Annotated in this window: 17 protein-coding genes and 1 pseudogene; 11 read left to right on the top strand and 7 right to left on the bottom strand. The window is 48.8% G+C overall.

The window, feature by feature from the left end:
- Positions 1–8 precede the first annotated feature (8 nt).
- The 6 genes from Dpoa569_RS14615 to Dpoa569_RS14590 form a co-directional block, all read right to left on the bottom strand.
- Positions 9–1,451: a class I adenylate-forming enzyme family protein gene (locus Dpoa569_RS14615; RefSeq protein ID WP_042868952.1), complete on the bottom strand. Its 1,443-nt coding sequence runs from the start codon at positions 1,449–1,451 to the stop codon at positions 9–11.
- Positions 1,448–1,981 (bottom strand): hypothetical protein, encoded by a 534-nt coding sequence (locus tag Dpoa569_RS14610; RefSeq protein WP_042868955.1) that lies wholly within the window; start codon positions 1,979–1,981, stop codon positions 1,448–1,450. Before Dpoa569_RS14610 ends, Dpoa569_RS14615 begins: the two co-directional genes overlap by 4 nt.
- Positions 1,978–3,123, bottom strand: coding sequence for a beta-ketoacyl-[acyl-carrier-protein] synthase family protein (locus Dpoa569_RS14605; RefSeq protein WP_042868957.1), 1,146 nt, complete (start codon positions 3,121–3,123; stop codon positions 1,978–1,980). The genes Dpoa569_RS14610 and Dpoa569_RS14605 overlap by 4 nt, the downstream gene beginning before the upstream one ends.
- Positions 3,117–3,614, bottom strand: coding sequence for a 3-hydroxyacyl-ACP dehydratase FabZ family protein (locus tag Dpoa569_RS14600; protein WP_042868959.1), 498 nt, complete (start codon positions 3,612–3,614; stop codon positions 3,117–3,119). The genes Dpoa569_RS14605 and Dpoa569_RS14600 overlap by 7 nt, the downstream gene beginning before the upstream one ends.
- Positions 3,592–3,885: an acyl carrier protein gene (locus Dpoa569_RS14595; protein ID WP_042868961.1), complete on the bottom strand. Its 294-nt coding sequence runs from the start codon at positions 3,883–3,885 to the stop codon at positions 3,592–3,594. The genes Dpoa569_RS14600 and Dpoa569_RS14595 overlap by 23 nt, the downstream gene beginning before the upstream one ends.
- A gap of 862 nt (positions 3,886–4,747) precedes the next feature.
- Positions 4,748–6,421: a class I adenylate-forming enzyme family protein gene (locus Dpoa569_RS14590; RefSeq protein WP_050569402.1), complete on the bottom strand. Its 1,674-nt coding sequence runs from the start codon at positions 6,419–6,421 to the stop codon at positions 4,748–4,750.
- 568 nt (positions 6,422–6,989) lie between these two features.
- On the opposite strand from Dpoa569_RS14590, the pseudogene Dpoa569_RS14585 reads away from it, so the two are divergent.
- A pseudogene (locus Dpoa569_RS14585) lies at positions 6,990–7,299 on the top strand (transposase); the annotation flags it as partial.
- 127 nt (positions 7,300–7,426) lie between these two features.
- Here the strand turns inward: Dpoa569_RS14585 and Dpoa569_RS19820 are convergent.
- Positions 7,427–7,543 (bottom strand): IS1 family transposase, encoded by a 117-nt coding sequence (locus Dpoa569_RS19820; protein ID WP_407643799.1) that lies wholly within the window; start codon positions 7,541–7,543, stop codon positions 7,427–7,429.
- 227 nt (positions 7,544–7,770) lie between these two features.
- Here Dpoa569_RS19820 and Dpoa569_RS14575 point away from each other — a divergent pair, with 227 nt between their 5' ends.
- The 10 genes from Dpoa569_RS14575 (at position 7,771) to Dpoa569_RS14530 (ending at position 17,039) form a co-directional block, all read left to right on the top strand.
- Positions 7,771–8,895 (top strand): hypothetical protein, encoded by a 1,125-nt coding sequence (locus Dpoa569_RS14575; protein WP_042868965.1) that lies wholly within the window; start codon positions 7,771–7,773, stop codon positions 8,893–8,895.
- 552 nt (positions 8,896–9,447) lie between these two features.
- Positions 9,448–10,329, top strand: a complete 882-nt coding sequence (locus tag Dpoa569_RS14570) for a ParA family protein (RefSeq protein WP_042868967.1) — start codon at positions 9,448–9,450, stop codon at positions 10,327–10,329.
- Positions 10,326–10,736 (top strand): hypothetical protein, encoded by a 411-nt coding sequence (locus Dpoa569_RS14565; RefSeq protein ID WP_042868969.1) that lies wholly within the window; start codon positions 10,326–10,328, stop codon positions 10,734–10,736. Before Dpoa569_RS14570 ends, Dpoa569_RS14565 begins: the two co-directional genes overlap by 4 nt.
- Positions 10,729–12,102: an SPI-7-type island replicative DNA helicase gene (dnaB-PI, locus tag Dpoa569_RS14560; protein ID WP_128569681.1), complete on the top strand. Its 1,374-nt coding sequence runs from the start codon at positions 10,729–10,731 to the stop codon at positions 12,100–12,102. The genes Dpoa569_RS14565 and dnaB-PI overlap by 8 nt, the downstream gene beginning before the upstream one ends.
- Complete coding sequence (locus Dpoa569_RS14555) at positions 12,099–13,859, top strand: ParB family protein (RefSeq protein WP_042868971.1); 1,761 nt, start codon at positions 12,099–12,101, stop codon at positions 13,857–13,859. The genes dnaB-PI and Dpoa569_RS14555 overlap by 4 nt, the downstream gene beginning before the upstream one ends.
- The gene (locus Dpoa569_RS14550) at positions 13,849–14,097 is read left to right on the top strand and encodes a TraR/DksA C4-type zinc finger protein (RefSeq protein WP_042868973.1); all 249 of its coding nucleotides are present in this window, start codon (positions 13,849–13,851) and stop codon (positions 14,095–14,097) included. Before Dpoa569_RS14555 ends, Dpoa569_RS14550 begins: the two co-directional genes overlap by 11 nt.
- Positions 14,090–14,848, top strand: coding sequence for a DUF2786 domain-containing protein (locus Dpoa569_RS14545; protein WP_042868975.1), 759 nt, complete (start codon positions 14,090–14,092; stop codon positions 14,846–14,848). The genes Dpoa569_RS14550 and Dpoa569_RS14545 overlap by 8 nt, the downstream gene beginning before the upstream one ends.
- Positions 14,849–14,929: 81 nt before the next feature.
- Positions 14,930–15,505: a DUF2857 domain-containing protein gene (locus tag Dpoa569_RS14540; RefSeq protein ID WP_038903511.1), complete on the top strand. Its 576-nt coding sequence runs from the start codon at positions 14,930–14,932 to the stop codon at positions 15,503–15,505.
- A gap of 23 nt (positions 15,506–15,528) precedes the next feature.
- The gene (locus Dpoa569_RS14535) at positions 15,529–15,747 is read left to right on the top strand and encodes a ParE family toxin-like protein (protein ID WP_038906223.1); all 219 of its coding nucleotides are present in this window, start codon (positions 15,529–15,531) and stop codon (positions 15,745–15,747) included.
- 47 nt (positions 15,748–15,794) lie between these two features.
- The gene (locus Dpoa569_RS14530; RefSeq protein ID WP_042873803.1) at positions 15,795–17,039 is read left to right on the top strand and encodes an STY4528 family pathogenicity island replication protein; all 1,245 of its coding nucleotides are present in this window, start codon (positions 15,795–15,797) and stop codon (positions 17,037–17,039) included.
- Positions 17,040–17,105 lie beyond the last annotated feature (66 nt).

Here is a 17,105-nt window from a genome sequence, read left to right as displayed (position 1 = left end):
GATTCCTGTTATTTAGCGACGATGTTTTGCGTTGCGTTCTTTCTCCACCCCATGTCTGAAACGGGGTGAAGCACGATGATCTTCGGCTGCTCACTGCGAAGCAGAATTTTACTGAGCTGTTGTCGAATCTCCCCTTCGCTCAGTGAGGTGTCGTGACAATAGACATCCAGAGTAAATTCCACGCTTCCAGCCCCGGCGGCATCGTCATGTACCCAGGCTTCTGCGCGAGAAACCCCTGCGATGGTTTCGGCTATCTCACTGACCGATTTCAAACACACCTTTTCACCACGGCTCATGACATAGGTTGGGTTGCGCTGCTTAAAGAAGAGATAGCCTTCGTCATCAATAGTGAAGCGATCACCGGTATTGATGATGCGGCGACACCCGTTGAGAGGCGTCTCAATGTCTTCGCTTTGGCTGTGGATGCGCCGAATCATGCCGGTATCGGTTTCGACGATCAGTTCGCCATCGTTGTCGCTGGGGCTATCTTTGCGCAGGTAGACGTGAATGCCGGGGAACGGTTTGCCAACAGAGGCATATTTATCAGGTGGTACGCGATGGGCCGCCAGGGTTGCAACGCGTGGGCCAGCCTGGGTCAGGCCATAAGTGAGATAAAGCGCTATGCCGTGATTGCGAGCCAATAGGGCTTCAACTACGGGGGCTGCAAGCGCGTCTCCGCCGATGGTTAAACGGCGTAATGGCGCCGGGAGTGGCCCGGAGCTGGATTGCAGCCAGGCGTTGATCATGGTGGGCGTAACGGATGACTGGGTTATTTGATAGGTTTCAATCGTTCGCTCATAGTTGCCCGGCGTAAAGGGCGGCCCGGCAATAATCGCCTTATTCCCCAACGCAAAGCAGGAGAGTAATTGCGCGACGAAAGCATAGGAGTAGTACATCGGCAGATTGATCAATATTCTGTCTTGCGCTCGTTGTTCAACGGCCCGCGCATGGTTGAGCGCATTGCGAAATAAACTGTCGATGTGAAATAAACAGCCGCTGAATATGCCGGACGTGCCAGAGGTGAGAAGAATGATTTCGCCCGGTTGATAGCGGCGCTTCCTGGATATATCCAGTCTGATTAACTGACCGGATTGCGACAAGGGTTGCGCGGGTTGTGCTTGCATCAAGCCGCAGGGGATGTGCAACGCGAGCAGGTCGTCGGCACCGATTACCTGTGCGATACGATAGATGCGGGATGCTGGCGCAGAGGAGGGCAGCAGTACAGGAACCGCGCCAATTGTCAGCAGAGCAAAAACAATGGCGGCAAATTGCACGCTATTTGGGATTGTCAGCATGACAGGCTTGCCGGGTTCAATGCCGAGTGAGCGAAGATCTTTTACGAGATCGCCAAAAATCAACGGCGTTGCCTCATGTGCGTTAGCATCGACCTGAATAAGCCCATCCACAAAGTGCTGAATCGCGTCGGGAGTCATGTGGCGCAGCGATGTCATTCGCGTTCCCCTCTGCTGTGTGTGACGACAATACTGTGGATGTGATGGCCTGATGCATCTACATGGTGAGTGGTAATAATGACGTGGGTTGCTGCGCCTTCATCCAGCCAGACACGTGCCAGCACGGCGGCATAGTGTTGTGTGTTGTCCGGGGGCATACTCCATACCATACTCGGACCACTAAAGCGCCGAAATTGCGACGGAAGGCTGATGACCGTGCCAGGGCAGGCGCCCGAAAACCGTAGCGGTGACAGGTGCCCTGAAGAAAGCGTGGCGGCAATGTCGTGTATGGTCTTGAGCGTACACTGGTCACTGATGGCGATATGCCCCACCGATGCGCAGGCCGACGTGATGGCATCACGATGCCCGGCGATGGCTTGTTCAACCGTTTCAAGAATCAGCCAGGATAAAGGATCGGCATAGAGCGACGCTTTTTGTGCCGACTTATACGTGGACAAATCTGCCGTACTCGCCATCCCCTGACCGGCGATATTGAGACATTGTGCGGTTAGCGCCTCGGTATCGTTCATCGTGCTGTGCTCCCTGCATGTTGGAACACCAGACAGGTATTAAACCCGCCGAATCCCAGCGTGATACTTAGCCCAGCCGTTGCACGACAGGTCATATTTTTTTGAGTGGCGACAGGCAAATTGAGGTCAGGGATGGGATCGCGCAACCCATGAATCGGGGGAAGTTGCTGCGTTTTTAATGCCAGTAATACGGTAATGGCCTCAATAGCGCCCGTAGCGCCAAGCGTATGCCCAAATGCGCCTTTTGTGGCGAACAAGGTCGGCGGATTGGGTAAAGCTGAAAACAGCTGTGAATAGGCTTTAGCTTCGACCGAATCGTTAATCGGCGTTCCTGTACCATGCGTATTAATAATGGAAATATCTTCCGGTCTTAAGCCCGCACTGTTGAGCGCGCGCTGTACGGTGAGCATGACATTTTGCCCCGATAAATCGGGCGCCACCGCGCTGGTGGCATCGTTTGCGGAACCCGCGCCGGCGAGGATGCCATAAGCCTCAATGCCACGACGTTTGGCGTGCGCTTCGGATTCCAGTATCAGAAAGGCGGCGCCTTCACCAAGGACAGTACCGTTATGGCTGACATCAAATGTGCGCAGGCCATCGGCAGACAGGGTACCTAGCCGAGAATGGCCAAGCCGTTTTCCCACGGTAAGAATGTCGGCTCCCCCGCATACGCATATTTCGCCAAGGCCCGCCCTGATAACGTTCAGGCCGGCTAAAATGGCGTCGGCTCCGGCCGAGCAGGCCGTGCTTACGGTAATCGGAGATGTGATACAGCCGACTTCGTTAACGGCGCGTATTGACCATTCTGACAACGAAACGCTATCAGATGAGTCTAAATGGTGGCCGTAGCTGGTCCCCAGTATTGGGAGAATGTCTGGATCGTCTACAGAAACAGCGGCGTCCTTCAACGCGTTGCGTAAGGTTTTTACCGTCAATACGTGTTGACGTCTGGCGTCATCCCATTCCAAAGGAAGGTCGGGTATGGGGGCCGCCAGGTTGCTGCGTAATGATAACGCGGCATCGAGTTCGGTGATGCCGGAACGGTCTTTCAGCAGGGATTGCCAGACGGGGGCGATTTCATCGCCTAATGCGGTAGACCAGGCCATACCAGTAACCCAAACTGGAGAGTCGCTATTTACCATAGCTGTGTCCCCAGCGTGGATATATTCTGGCGCACCAGTGAGCCTTTGAGCATTCCCACTGTTTGCTTCGTGACTTCTGCCCGGCAGGAAAACGTGAGAAAGTTATCACGCAACATTTCACAATTAAGGTGAAAAATGATTTGATCTCCGGGCACCACAACACGAATAAACCGGGATTTGATGGAACCCACTAATGTTATTTCGTCGTCAGCTAATGGTGATGTTGAAAGCTGAAATAGAATAATTGCCGATTGTGATATGGCCTGCACCATGTGACTTGCCGGGAAAATAGCTCGCTCAGGAAAATGGCCGGCGATGGCGTCTGTCTGACCTGACACCGCCATGAGTGTTTTAATATAACTGGCGGGTTCATAATCAAGAACGCGGTCAAGATATACCATAGGATGTTGATGCCTTAGCCACCCTTTAAGTTCGGTGAATCCCATCACTCTGTGTTGATGTTTATCTTTATCTTGGGTTTGCGTGTTCATGGCTGTTTCCCTGAGTGTTGGTGTTTTTTATTAAGAATGAAATCAAATTTGTCAGTGTTGTTATTGAATCAAAATGTTGAGGTGTAAAGTACTCATCCTCGATTTTGATGTTAAAGGCGTATTCACACTGGGCGCGTAATTCACTGAAACCGAGTGAGTCTAAACCCAGCCCATCACGCATATTGATATTTACTTCAATTTCTGATCGAGGAATGCTAATGAAGAGATCATCGATCAGGATTTCGATAATAGTGTTTTCTATGTTTTTCAATTTGACATTTCCTTTTGCTTTAACTGTTTAATATGTCTGTTGAAGATTTTTCGGTGTCATAAATATTCATTCGCCTGGATAGTTTAAACTTATTTAAACTTAAATGGCGTATGGTTATTCCTTAACGTTTTTGCTGTTATCGATATATGGCTGTAAATTCAATTTTTTCAGGCGGATCGGTATTCATCCTCCTGGCTTATACTTTCTTTCTATACCCGTCATACTTCAAGTTGCAGGTGCGTTGGCTGCCCTCGCTCACCCCAGTCACTTACTTGAGTAAGCTCCTGGGGATTCACTCGGTTGCTGCCTTCCTGCAACTCGAATTATTTAGGGTATAAGGTTTTTATTCTGTTTTATTTTAAATCACTCGATTTTTGAAAGAGGTGCTATTATTTTTTCATATGAATCCTGCTTCACTATAAGTGAAAAAAGTGCGTTCTATGAAAAATCAAGATACAGCCATCACTCACTTTGAAATGATTGTTGATGATTTAATTTTATCAGGCTCTGTGAGTGGTTAAACATCAATACCGTTATTTTATAAACTAAAATCTACGGATTAAAAAAGGGAAAATACTCGTTGCTAATATTCTTTTTTTTCATGATTTGTTTTTGTAGCTATTCCTGTGTCGAGATTTCTGTTAGGTCTATGTTATTGAATTTATAAATATAAATTTCGTGATTTCAAATTTACATTAATTGAGTGGAATAAATAGATTGGCTCAGGATGACCCCTGCTCATACAGTAGAGTCGTTTAAATCGGCAGTCAGGTATCAATCTTTTATTTTACCGTCGGCAATCCATTCATGTCACAGCGTGACATGAATGGACATATTAAGAGAAATATGTCGTTGTTATGCTTTAATTCGCTGTACTATTTACCTTGTTCTTTAATGTGACGTAATCCGATGCTATCTGCCGTCGGCTGATTTTTCCGGCGGACGATACAGGAAGCGTCTCCACCAGAATAAATTCGCGCGGCTGTTTGTAAGCGGGAAGACGACTGGAGAGATAGACGGATAATTCCCCCGTGTCCAACGCTGTTTCCGCACAGGGTTGCACCAGCGCGATGGGGTATTCACCAGAGGTTGCATCAATAACGCCGAAAACGATGGCGCCTGCAACCTGAGGATGAGCCGTAAGCTCACGTTCAATTTCAAGTGGCGAAACGGGATAACCGCCCACTTTGATCATATCGTTCTGCCGGGCGATATAGAGAAGGCAGCCGTTCGGCAGTTGTCTGACGATGTCACCTGTCGCTAACCAACGTTTCCTGTCCAGATAATCGACGCCTGTACCGTTCCATAAGCCAATAGTATTGGCTGGGGAGCGGATCTGTAGTTCTCCGCTCTCTTCTGCTGCAGCGTCAATGACGATGTCTACGCCGGGCAACGGCCAGCCAATGCTCGGTTCGGAACAGGAATCGATATTTGGTTGGTAGACAACAGGGCCGCCTGATTCGGTTTGCCCGTAAGAATTGCGTAAATGAGTGCCGAATGTTTTAAAAAAATCTCGACTGACGGTAAGGGAGCACGCCTCTCCACCCGTTACACAGTAAGTTCCGCTGAGATTGGGCGGTGGTGTTTTTGCTGCTCTGGCAGCGGAGATCAACGCGTTGAAACTTGAAGACGCGCCGGTAATGAAGCCTATCCGACCTGTACTCAGCAACAACAGGGTTTTTTCTGGCGTGGGGGACGTCATCAGAGCCAGCGGACTGCCGCGCCGCAAGCCAGTGAGTGTCATCAGAATGTTCCATGGGATGACGAGGTCAAACATGGAACAAAAAAAGCTGGCGTGTTCTGCATCTTGCGTCGTCAGCGGGTTCATTGTTGTTTCCATCAGATTAACGGCGGCGCCAAGTGTTGAATAGGAATGGACGATGCCTTTGAATGTCCCACTGGTCCCTGAGGTATAAAAGATAGCGGCCAGGCTGTTGTCATCCGGTGAAGGGAAATCCCGTAATGGGCTGGCGAGCAATTCCGCCCAGGTGCGGGTGCGTTGCGTCGGGGAGGAAAAGTCAAGAATCCAGGCGCGTTCAAGGGTATTGCTTTTTTCGATGATATCGGCGGACACCATATATCTTTCCGCGTCGCCCAGATAAAACCTGGCGGCACTGTGTGCGATTAGATATTCCGTTTCGCTACAAGAGCGTTTGATGTGTATTGGAACAAGTACGGCACCCGTGCCGAGACAAGCGTAATAAACAGCGATTAATTCCGGACGGTTTCCGATATGTATGGCTACTCGATCTCCTGCACGCAAACCGGCGTTTATCAAGCCGGAGGCAATATTCCTGGCGAGTGCGACAAGACGGGCGAATGAAATGTTTTTGCTGTCCTGGATGATCGCTGGCGCATCAGGACGCTGCTGTGCGATATGTTCGAGTTGGGAAAACAAAGACATGTGTGTTTCTCCTATGTTGGTCATTACCAGAGATGTCAATATCTGCATCAGTGAGGCAGCGAATATATCGGCAAGATAGCCGCCAGAGACGACCTTGATTTCGGTTGAGGTGCCAGCGCCTGCGACTTTCACCGTTTCTATCTGAATGCGTTAATTTATGGTCTTTAATTCCATCGCTGCTAACAGGTGGTATATTAATTTCTTTGATAACATCATGTGTTAATTGTATCTATGTAAATTCTATGCCTTGTACTTAATTAAAGTGCTTTTGATTCAGTGCTGATTTATTCTATTCAATGTGTTTTTAATATAGCTGTAACGATAACGTAATCAAAACGGAAAATATTCATTCTATAGATAACTGTTTTTCATGGTTTAAATGATAAGCGATGAGGTAGTGTGCCATTTTTTTAATGGAGTCTATGTTGATGAAAATGCTGATTAAGTGGGGGTGAAATGGATGAGATGATATAAAATAATTCGTATGGATTGTCATTTAAACGGCGCATTACCTATTTTTTATTATGCTCATCCTGACAATAGGAACTGATCTGTTTTTGATTTATACCCGTCATACTTCAAGTTGCAGGTGCGTTGGCTTTATTATCGGCCCCTCCCTGTGTAAGTATCCCTGCAAACCGAACCATTCACTTTTAGAGATCTTCCGACATACTGATTATGTCCCTCTGAGGAGATCGCCATGCGTAAAGCCCGATTCACCGAACACCAGATCATTGCCGTTCTCAAGTCCGTCGACGCCGGACGCACCGTCAAGGATGTCTGCCATGAAGCGGGGATATCTGAGGCTTCTTACTACAACGGGAAAGCGAAGTATAGTGGTATGGAATCCTCTGATATTAAGAAGATGAAAGATCTGGAGGATGAGAATCGTCGTCTCAAACAGATGTTTGCCGACCTCAGTCCGGCGTAAACAAGGACACGTCTGGAATCATAAGCGCGTTCACCGGATTTACTGCCTGTTGAAACTGAATTTTCGCCGTAAAGGGAAAGCAACGTCTGCCTTATAGTATATATTGGGGTTTCATTTAAAAAATAATCTACATGGATGTACCTGATTCGGGAGTACCAGAATTCGGATCTTCGGCGGGAGCATAACTCGCCAAAATATTTATTAGGTTAGCCTGTTAGCTCATGGAGTGGAGTTATGTGTAGTGGGATGCCTTTAGGGGGCTGCCCATTGCGATAAACCTGAGCAGACTGATGGCGGGGACAATAAATGTTAACGCTGATCATATGATAACCTCAAAAATATCACCGAATAACCATTAAAGTGACTCGCATCATTTTAGCACAATAAAAATAAAAAATGATGATATGCATACGCAAAAAAACTAACCACATGAAAACTAATAAGTTAAATAAATATCTTTTTCGGGTTTTATTTCTACTATTATTTTTTTTGTCACCCGTAAAGTGATCAAACCTACGTAAAGTGCGATATAATATATCAGGAGATTACAATGCAATTGACCAATCTCAGCAACAAAACGTCTAAGCAAGTTGCCACTGAAATTATTGAAAGTCTCGAACAACATTGGAGCATTGATTTAAAATCTATCATTTCAAATGAGGCTATTTCTGAGGAAGACCGGATTAAACGTCTTCGTGCCAAAATACTAGAAGCCGCTCTGGCGGGTATTGATGAATTTGATGCAGATGCTGGAATAGCGCCACGTACCGGACAATATGACACATTAGCCGAAAGCGTTCTTAGGGGCGATGCGATAGAAATTGAACCAAATTTTAGCGTCACTGAACATAACTACAATATTATTTGCGGTTATAAGGGCGCGGATGTTTATAATTATGTGTTTAATCTCAGCAAGCGACTTGAGGCGATGTCAAAGGCACAAACGCCGGGCCAGCTTGCAGTCGAAACTATTTCCGCAGGGTTGATTAGCGTAGGCACCGCTTGGGCTAAATTAACATGGTCAGCATGGCGTACAGGCGGGCAAACGCTGCTGCAAGCTTGTAGAACCGGGGTAACTCAGCTCGGACTCAAGACCGCCATTACGGTCGTGGTCATTGTCCTTACCGCTATCATCACCTACCTTCTGATCGATAATCCGAAAAAGATCCTCGGTGTCGTTTTCAATAATACTGACGACCATCTGGTTGTAAATAACTGGAAGAATTCTGGTGGCGATCTCTATATGGAGCATGGCGTCATGGTTAATTTCATGGAAGACCATGCAGATGGCGATCTCGACTCGCCATTAATTCAAATTCGCAAGCGTTATTTCTTCGAAGCAGGCGACCCGGATAACTGCATTTTTGGCGGTATCTATTTTGGTGACAGAAATGTGGGTCTCAGGGGTTCAGAAGGCGTTATGATATTTTCGTCTTATGGAAACAATAACATCAAAGTCGCCCACCAGTTTGCCGTACCTTATACCAATGACAACGGCACAAACATGCGGAAAATAAACGGTCCAGTCGATCTCCCTTCCCTGTTCCGCGAAATGTATAACGGCAGGAATACCCGTGTGGATATCAATGAGGGTGGTTACCGCTTGCTATCGACAGTGAATGATCCGCGCGGCGGCGTTGTAGGATTGATCGCAGCCATTCAGAAAAACAGCTAAAACCATCAGATAAAACAAGCCGACAACGAAGATGTTGTCGGCTTTTTGTCTATAGAAAACCCCCAACCAGGCTGAGGGTTCAGTAAAGCTTTCAGCTTTTATCCGGATATAAAAAGCCCTTTTGATTTTTTCTGGCCAATTCTTCTTCCTTAAGCGGGATTTTATTTCTTTCTTTCATACCGTTGAGGAAGACTCTTGCTGGCTTGGCTTTAATAAATTTCCTGTCGGAATTTGAAAAAAAAGTTCTCGAACTGTTTTACGATGCGAGGAATATGTCAATTCAAAGATAAAGATTATTTTCAAGCTTATAACCTTCACTGACTAATCCAAAAAAGTTATCGATATTAAATAAATCCTCTATGCGAGCTATCGAACGGCGTTCGATGGAGAATCCGTAATCTGAAATGCAAAAACCCGCCTTGTGGGCGGGTTCTTTAAATAAGTGGTGCCCGGACTCGGAATCGAACCAAGGACACGGGGATTTTCAATCCCCGCGCCCATTTTGGGTCACATGACCGAGTACACGCTTAACTCATTGTTAGGTGTGTGTAAATGCATATAATCCCTGTTATCTCTACCAAAGGTGGAGAAGGAAAGTCCACTCAAGCCGCAAATCTGGCAGGTTTCCTTGCTGATGCCGGTATCAAAACCCTCCTCATTGATGGCGATTATAATCAGCCAACAGCCAGCAGCATCTATGCGCTGGAGTATGAAGCACCGTATGGACTGTTTGAACTACTGATGCAGACTGCCGATCTTGGGCAACCCGATACGGTGATATCCCGGACAGTTATCAAGAATCTCCACCTGATCATCTCCAACGATCCAGACGATCGTTTATCCAACGCGATGTTGCACGCACCTGATGGCCGGATGCGTTTGCGTAATGTCCTGCAGCATCAAAGTTTTCAGAAGTACGATGCCATCATCATCGACAGCAAAGGCGCTGCGGGCGTAATGGTTGAGCTGGTTGTTCTGGCAGCTACTGAGAGTGTGTTGGGGGTTGTCAAACCCATCTTGCCTGACGTCCGTGAGTTTATGCGCGGTACAGTTCGGCTGATATCGCGTCTGCTGGTGTTGCAGCCTTATGGTATCCAAATCCCTGATATCAAAATCTTTGTTAACTGTGTTCAGTCTACGAATCTTGACCGTAGTACTTTGAATGAGTTGGGTCGGATTGTGTCTGAAAAACAGTATCCCCAGTCGGACAGCATCAGAGTTTCTCTCCTCCAAACAAAAATTGACCAGCTTGACATCTATAAATATGGCCATGCTTTGGGACAACCCGTGCACCGCCTTGAATACAAGACAGATCGCAAAAGTCCAGCGGCTGCCGTGGCGATTCATGCACTAGCTTGCGAGTTGTTTCCGCAATGGAGGGAGCAGTTCGATTCCGTATTACGGAATCGCCCAGGGACGGAGGGTGAACAATGAGGATCATCTATCGTGCTGTTTGCTTTTGTACAGATAGGTACGAAAGCTGTGAAAAGTTGGTTTTCTTTGATATCGATGCGGCATCTCACAAATCACCTGCTGAGCATTTGAAGAGACTGCTGATTGCGGTTTGGGGCGTCCCAGCATCAGCTATTGATTACTACAACCTCAGCTCTGAAACCGACCTGCATCGGCAGTCGATCACCAGCGATGACAATGGTGTCCCACCCGCTTATCACGGCCCTGAGTTCGAACGTCAACTGTTTGAGATTGGCTGCTCGTTACAAGGCCCGATTTATCCATCACTCAGCGATTGGCCACTGATGCTGGTCAGCCCCAGAAATCATCGACGTCTGGTCAGTGCCTTTATGGATTGCCACCCTGTTCTGGAGGCTGCTCATGGCTAAATCAACTACAAGTCGTGGCGACATTGAGATGTCACAATTACCTCAGGCAACGGACGCTGAGCAAGCCGTGTTGGGCGGGTTGATGATTGATAACCACCATTGGGATAGCGTGATTGAACGAGTCTCAGCCAGTGATTTTTATCACCCGGCTCATCAGCGTGTGTTTACTGAGATGCAACGCCTGATCGAAATGAACCGGCCCATCGACCTGATCACCCTGACAGATTATCTGGAAAGCCACGGTAGTACGGCTATTGACAGTGTTGGTGGGTTTGCTTACCTGGCGGAAATGGCGAAAAACACCCCCAGCGCGGCAAACATCGATGCGTATGCTGATATCGTCCGAAATCGTTCGGTGGCACGACAACTTGTTATGTTGGGGCGTTCTCTGAGTGCTGATGCGATGTCGCCGAGGAGTGATATTAGCGAGTTGGCTGAAGGCGCAGAGAAGGCGTTATTTGAGATTGCCGAGCGGCAAAATCCATCCAGGGAAATGAGTCTTCACGATGGTATGGATCGTGTACTCGCTATCCTTGATCGGAATAATCAGTCGCTTGATGGTGTGACTGGTACGCCTACCGGGTTTGCCGAACTGGATGCTGCAACCTGTGGGTTACAGCCCACTGATCTGATAATCCTTGCTGGCCGTCCGTCTATGGGTAAAACGGCATTCGGTATGGATATCTCAGCGCGTGCTCTGGAGCGCGTTCCTGATAAGCCTGTTTTTATCTTTAGCCTTGAAATGGCAACCGAGCAGTTGCTGATGCGCATGATGTCATCACTGGCTCGCGTGGAGTTCCAGCGTCTGCGGTCTGGCAAGATGGATGATGAAGACTGGGCAAAAATCTCTGGGGCGATGGCGCAGATTACAGAATGGGGCGATCGCCTGGTCATCGATGATAATTCAGATTTGACGCCGTCATTACTGCGGGCACGTTGCCGACGTTATATCCGCAAATACGGTAAGCCAAGTTTGATTCTGCTTGATTACTTGCAACTGATGAAAAGCCCGGGTCACGAAAACAGGACACAGGAGATTGCTGACATTTCGCGCTCTCTGAAAGCGATTGCTAAACAGTTCAGGGTGCCACTAGTGGCATTATCTCAGCTGAATCGCTTGTTGCAACAACGCAGTGATAAACGACCAACTCTCAGTGACTTGCGCGATGGTGGCTCTATTGAGCAGGACGCAGATCTCATCATGTTTGTCCATCGCGAAGAGGTATACGAACCGGATACACAGAATAAAGGGCTGGCTGAGATCATCATCGGCAAGCAACGCAACGGGCCGCTGGCAACAGTTACGTTGGAATTTAATGCTCGTTACGCCTCATTCGTCGAACGGCTGCAGCAGGGAGGTCGATGATGAAAGGTGTTAAATCTATTCATTCATTGAATCTGGCAGATGCAATGCTGCAGGGTGGCCGTGAGCCTGCGATTAATAATGGTATGGCTGTCCTGCCAGTTTCTGAGATGCCGATGTTGTTGACGCTGGACCAGTTGCGTCCGAACCCCGACAACCCACGTACGTCACGTAATCCCCGGTATGACGAAATTAAAGCCTCAATCAGGGCAAGAGGGCTCGATTCGCTGCCGAAAGTTACGCGTGATCCTGAAGGTGCTGGTGAATACATTTTCAGTGATGGTGGTAATACACGGTACCAAATCCTGTGTGAGCTGTGGCAGGAAACCGGTGACGAGCGGTTTTACCGTATTCACGTTGTTTTCAAGCCCTGGCCCGGTCGTTTGCAATGTGTGATTGGGCATCTTGCCGAAAATGAGGTCAGGGGAGATCTCACATATATAGAGAAAGCCTTTGGCATTCATAATGCCCGTACAATTTGGGAGGCGGAGCTTGGCCGTTCGGTTACATTACGCGAACTTTCTGATCTCCTGAACAAGGAAGGATACCCGGTTCATTATTCTACCATCAGCCGGATGGAGGATACGATTAGGCATCTGTATCCACATTTGCCTAATTTGTTAGATGCAGGTTTACCCAGACTGCAGGTATTGTCTTTACTTAATTTGCGCTCAGCAGCAGAAACAACATGGAAGAAATTTTCGTTTACTGCAGATACGGATCCCGTTTTTTCATTTGATGAGGCATTTGCGCGTACATGCGTCAATTTTGACAACATTGACATGTATTCGCTGGAAATGTTTCGCGATGAATTTATTGGTCAGTTATTACAGGCCTTGCCGCATCCTTCTCTGAATTATGACCGCTGGCTGATTGAACTGGATCCTGCCGAGCAGCAGCGGCGCGCATTATTTGGTGAACCACCGGCGTTTACACCGCCGGTTCAACCCCAAGAAACAGGGGCACCTAACTCCAAAACAGAAGCACCTGACTCTAAAACAGTTAATGTTATCCCTCCCCAGGAATCAGAGCGCCAACAGAGTGCTGGATTACGTTCGGGAACACTGATTCAGAATACGCCACCTGAGCCTGCATCGTCAGCATCAGGAAAGTTAATGCAGGAAGAGGAACAGACCACGACTGTTCCCCCCATGCCTGCACATGGCGTTACGACGGCAGAGCGGGTTATCCCCCCCAACGTCGTTGGTCTGCAATCACTTCCGCGAGTTGAACTTCAGCCAGATATGTATGGCGGGGATCCTGTGTTGTCAGGCGAGCTGGTGTCTGCGATTGGCGAACCTGAGTGCTCTGCCTCTGCTGGTGAGGCATCTCTGGCATTCGCGGCTGTCGGGTTGGAACCCGTTACTGATATCTGGCACATCTCCGCACTGCAGGACGATATCGAGCATTTGCAGGACATGGCTTATCGACTGGCATATGAGATGGCTGAAATGATGGGCTGTGCGGATTGCATTTCTGATGACAGCAGTGAGTACAGCGTTGGGTATGCCGTTCATTCCATCAACTCTAGCGCTTTTCCAGCATTTCTTAATGGTCTCACCGGGAATGATGACGGTAATGAGGCATTCAATCTGTTCGCATTTACATTATGGCTGACAGGGTCAGAAAAGAAACGAGACAGCCCGGTATTTAACGATGTGGCTGTCGTCAAGCTTATGCGTCTCATCCGCGTAATCCGCCGTCTGCGTGAATTGCAACGCGCTGTTTCTGTTCAGGAGGGTACTGACTATGTCTCATGATATTGATGACGAGCTGGCCCAGGCAGTGACACAACAACTCCTGGATATCAGCCTCAATAAAATACGTTCACAGGCAGCAGTGACCGGGCCGTCGCTGATGCAGTGTGAAGAGTGTGGCAATGACATCCCTGAAGCACGCCGGAAGGCTATCAATGGGGTCAGGCTGTGTGTTGGATGCCAGTCGGTGCTCGAATTCCATCAGCATGTCGGTACCGGCAAAGGGAGGACGCATGGCTAATGTGGCTAATGATTTGTCGCAGATTCGCTCGCGTATTCGCAAGCTGATGGCTCTTGGGAGCCGTAACAACAACGCTCATGAGTCTGGACGGGCATTAAGGCTGGCCCAGAAACTGATGCAGCGACACGGCATCACGGATGATGATCTGTCGATTGACGCAATCAATGAGCGTGAGTATCGCCAGTTGCCAAGCAATGCTCACACATTGCCAGCATGGTTACATGGGCTGGCCTCGGTTGTTTGTATGGCAACGGAATGCCGGTGTTGGTTTGACTCGTATACCGTGACAGGCAGCAATGGCCATCGCCGACAGCGACGTAGCCTGCATTTCTATGGATTTGAACAGCGGCCTGAGATTGCGGTTTACATATTTGCCGTGCTCTGCCGTCAGCTACGTCACGCAACAGCGACACACATGAAAAGTCAGAGCCGATTGAAATTGCAGACCCGCCGCAACCGGGCAGATCAATTCCGCGAGGGATACATCAGCGGCGTCTGGGTCGTTCTTGAGTCCGTTGTACACCCACAGCAACATGATCTTTTGCTGCAGCGTTGGCTAAATCGGCGGTTCGATGGTGAATTTCGTCAGGCTACGTCCCGGCAGGCAAGGGCATGTCGGGGGGATCGGCGTGCCAAATTAGCTGGTTATCTTGCCGGGCGTAATGCCGAACTGAATCAGGCCATTAATAAAGCGGATTCATCTTCATCTCCTAACGGTATTTGCCTTCCTGGAGGTCCCCATGGCGAATAGAGAATGGGGGGATTACGTTCTTTTGGGTGCCTGCGTAATGGCATGGGTTTCAGTTATTTACCTGATGGGAGGTCTCCAGTCATGAGTCAAAATTTGTCGCAGGCAACTAACTCTCTGCTAACCCACATACTGATGGAGCTCAAGAGCGGCAACGTTCGTCGCTGTGAGTCACTTGGGCTGACAGCTGAGGAAATCCGAATGCTGAACCAATTGACAGTCGATGACCTGCATTACCTTATGAACAGTCATGTCTCGGTTCTGAATTTTGAAGTTAACCACGAAAATCTTCACTTAATGATGAATCAGGCGCGGAACGAGCAAAAAAGGATGCATCGCATCGATCGCGCTCTTGCTCTCGGCGGGTCGATTGAAATGATGCAGGCTTATTTTGGGATGACGACTGCTGAGGTATCCGCGCGTCGTCGTTTACACGGCATCGAGACCCGGCAGGGGCGCACACAATCACCAGATGAAGAGACAGATGCAGCAATTTGGCATGTCTGGCAGAAGTCCGGAATATCAAATGCGGATTCACATGAGGCGCTCGATGTCATGATGCTGGCTGCTGAACAGAACAACATATCTCTGACGGCGGTATGGATCAGGGTGCAAGTGTTCTGTCGGGAGGCCCGTGCCAGGAACAAGGAGCAGTCATGATATTGGATAGACCATTTGACGTCATGCCCCGAGGGTTGTCTGTTCCGCATTGTACGCAGAGCAAGGCCACAAATTTGCTACAGCGATTCAAAACAGGCGAACGTGGATTCTGCAAGCGGTTGACCGCGCAGGGGTATCTGAAAATCGATATCGGCCCATTCTGGCGACTGTTGAGCAAGGACGGTGGACAGAAATGGTGCCTGCTGCAACATGCAACATATAACCGTGAAATCAAAAAATAACCAGTGGGGCCATACAGGCCCCGTTTCACTATGAGAGGGCAACGATGATGGGATTACCGCCGGACAGCATCGTTGAATTTACGTTGTTACGTATGCAGGCAAGCATCGAACAACGCATGGATGATGTCACGACAGAGCGCAGCGGTCTGCTGTTCCTTGGCAATGTGCACGACGCGGTCCCCAGGCGTCTTTTTCTCGATACACGCCTGTCGCCACTCGATAAAACATCATGGGTCATGATACGCCTGTATGCCCAGCAGAACAGTGGCGCTGTATTTCCATCTTACGACGAGCTGCAACTGCAACTGGCATCACCGCACGCCGAAAAAGCATCGCGCGAAACGGTCAGCAGGGCGTTGCTGATGCTCCGGATAACCGGATGGCTGAGCTTATGCAAGCGCGTTCGTGATGCGCAGGGACGTGTGCGCGGCAATATCTATGCTCAGCATGATGAACCATTGAGCTGCCGCGATGCAGAAATGTTTGACCCGGGCTGGCTGGACCTGGTGGCGAAAAGCTGCCACCACAAAAATAAGAGCGTCCGGATGACGGCTCGTGTTGTTCTGGAGGAGATACTGAACGATCCAACGATGCGTCATCGTCATTCCAGCCTGGCGGCGATAAATGACCGCCTAGGTGAACCGACGTCACCCGCTGAAATGGCGGCATTAAAACGCAGTACTCTCCCACCGAGTTCGAAATCCGAACCGGGAGAAATAAAGGTTAAAAATCAATCTATTTCACTGAGTTCGAAATCCGAACTGAGTACAAAAGAAAGGTCAGATTCACCGAGTTCGGAATCCGAACTCAGTCTAAAAACAAAGAGTTACGCTGGAGTTCGAAATTCGAACTGTAACGTACGTACTATCACACACAGTGTGAATAAAAAAACGTACGTATTGCCTGACGCATTGCGTGAAAAAATCACAGCGGAGAATGCCGACATGCTGCAGGCACAGTTGCAGGCATTGCCGGAATCTGTGGCAACCACATTGCTGACCATGCTGTCTGACCAACTTGGCCGCGGTAGTGTCAGAAATCCACTGGGCTGGATGCTGTCAATGCTGAAGCGCGCCCGTGAGGGGGCGCTGGTTGTGCCGGACAGTGTGTCAGATACCTCCTCCGTACCTGCACAACCAGGTGAACAACCTGAGCGTGCGTATGCTCCAGACCATACGCCATTGCAAGCATTGCAGGGGCACGAGCAAAATCTGGTCCGGGCATCTCGCGAAACGGTGAGCCGCGTGGTCTCTGATCTCCGGCAACGCCTTGCGCAATGCCGTGGTGGTTAAAAAATATACCGTGTTGCCAGTGGCAACACAGTACAAAAAATGAGCATTGATGCTGTGGTCGGGTAA

This window comes from Dickeya poaceiphila, from assembly GCF_007858975.2.
GTDB classification, from domain to species: Bacteria; Pseudomonadota; Gammaproteobacteria; order Enterobacterales; family Enterobacteriaceae; genus Dickeya; species Dickeya poaceiphila.
Note: the sequence above shows the minus strand (reverse complement) of the source record. Positions and strands in the feature narration are given on the sequence as shown.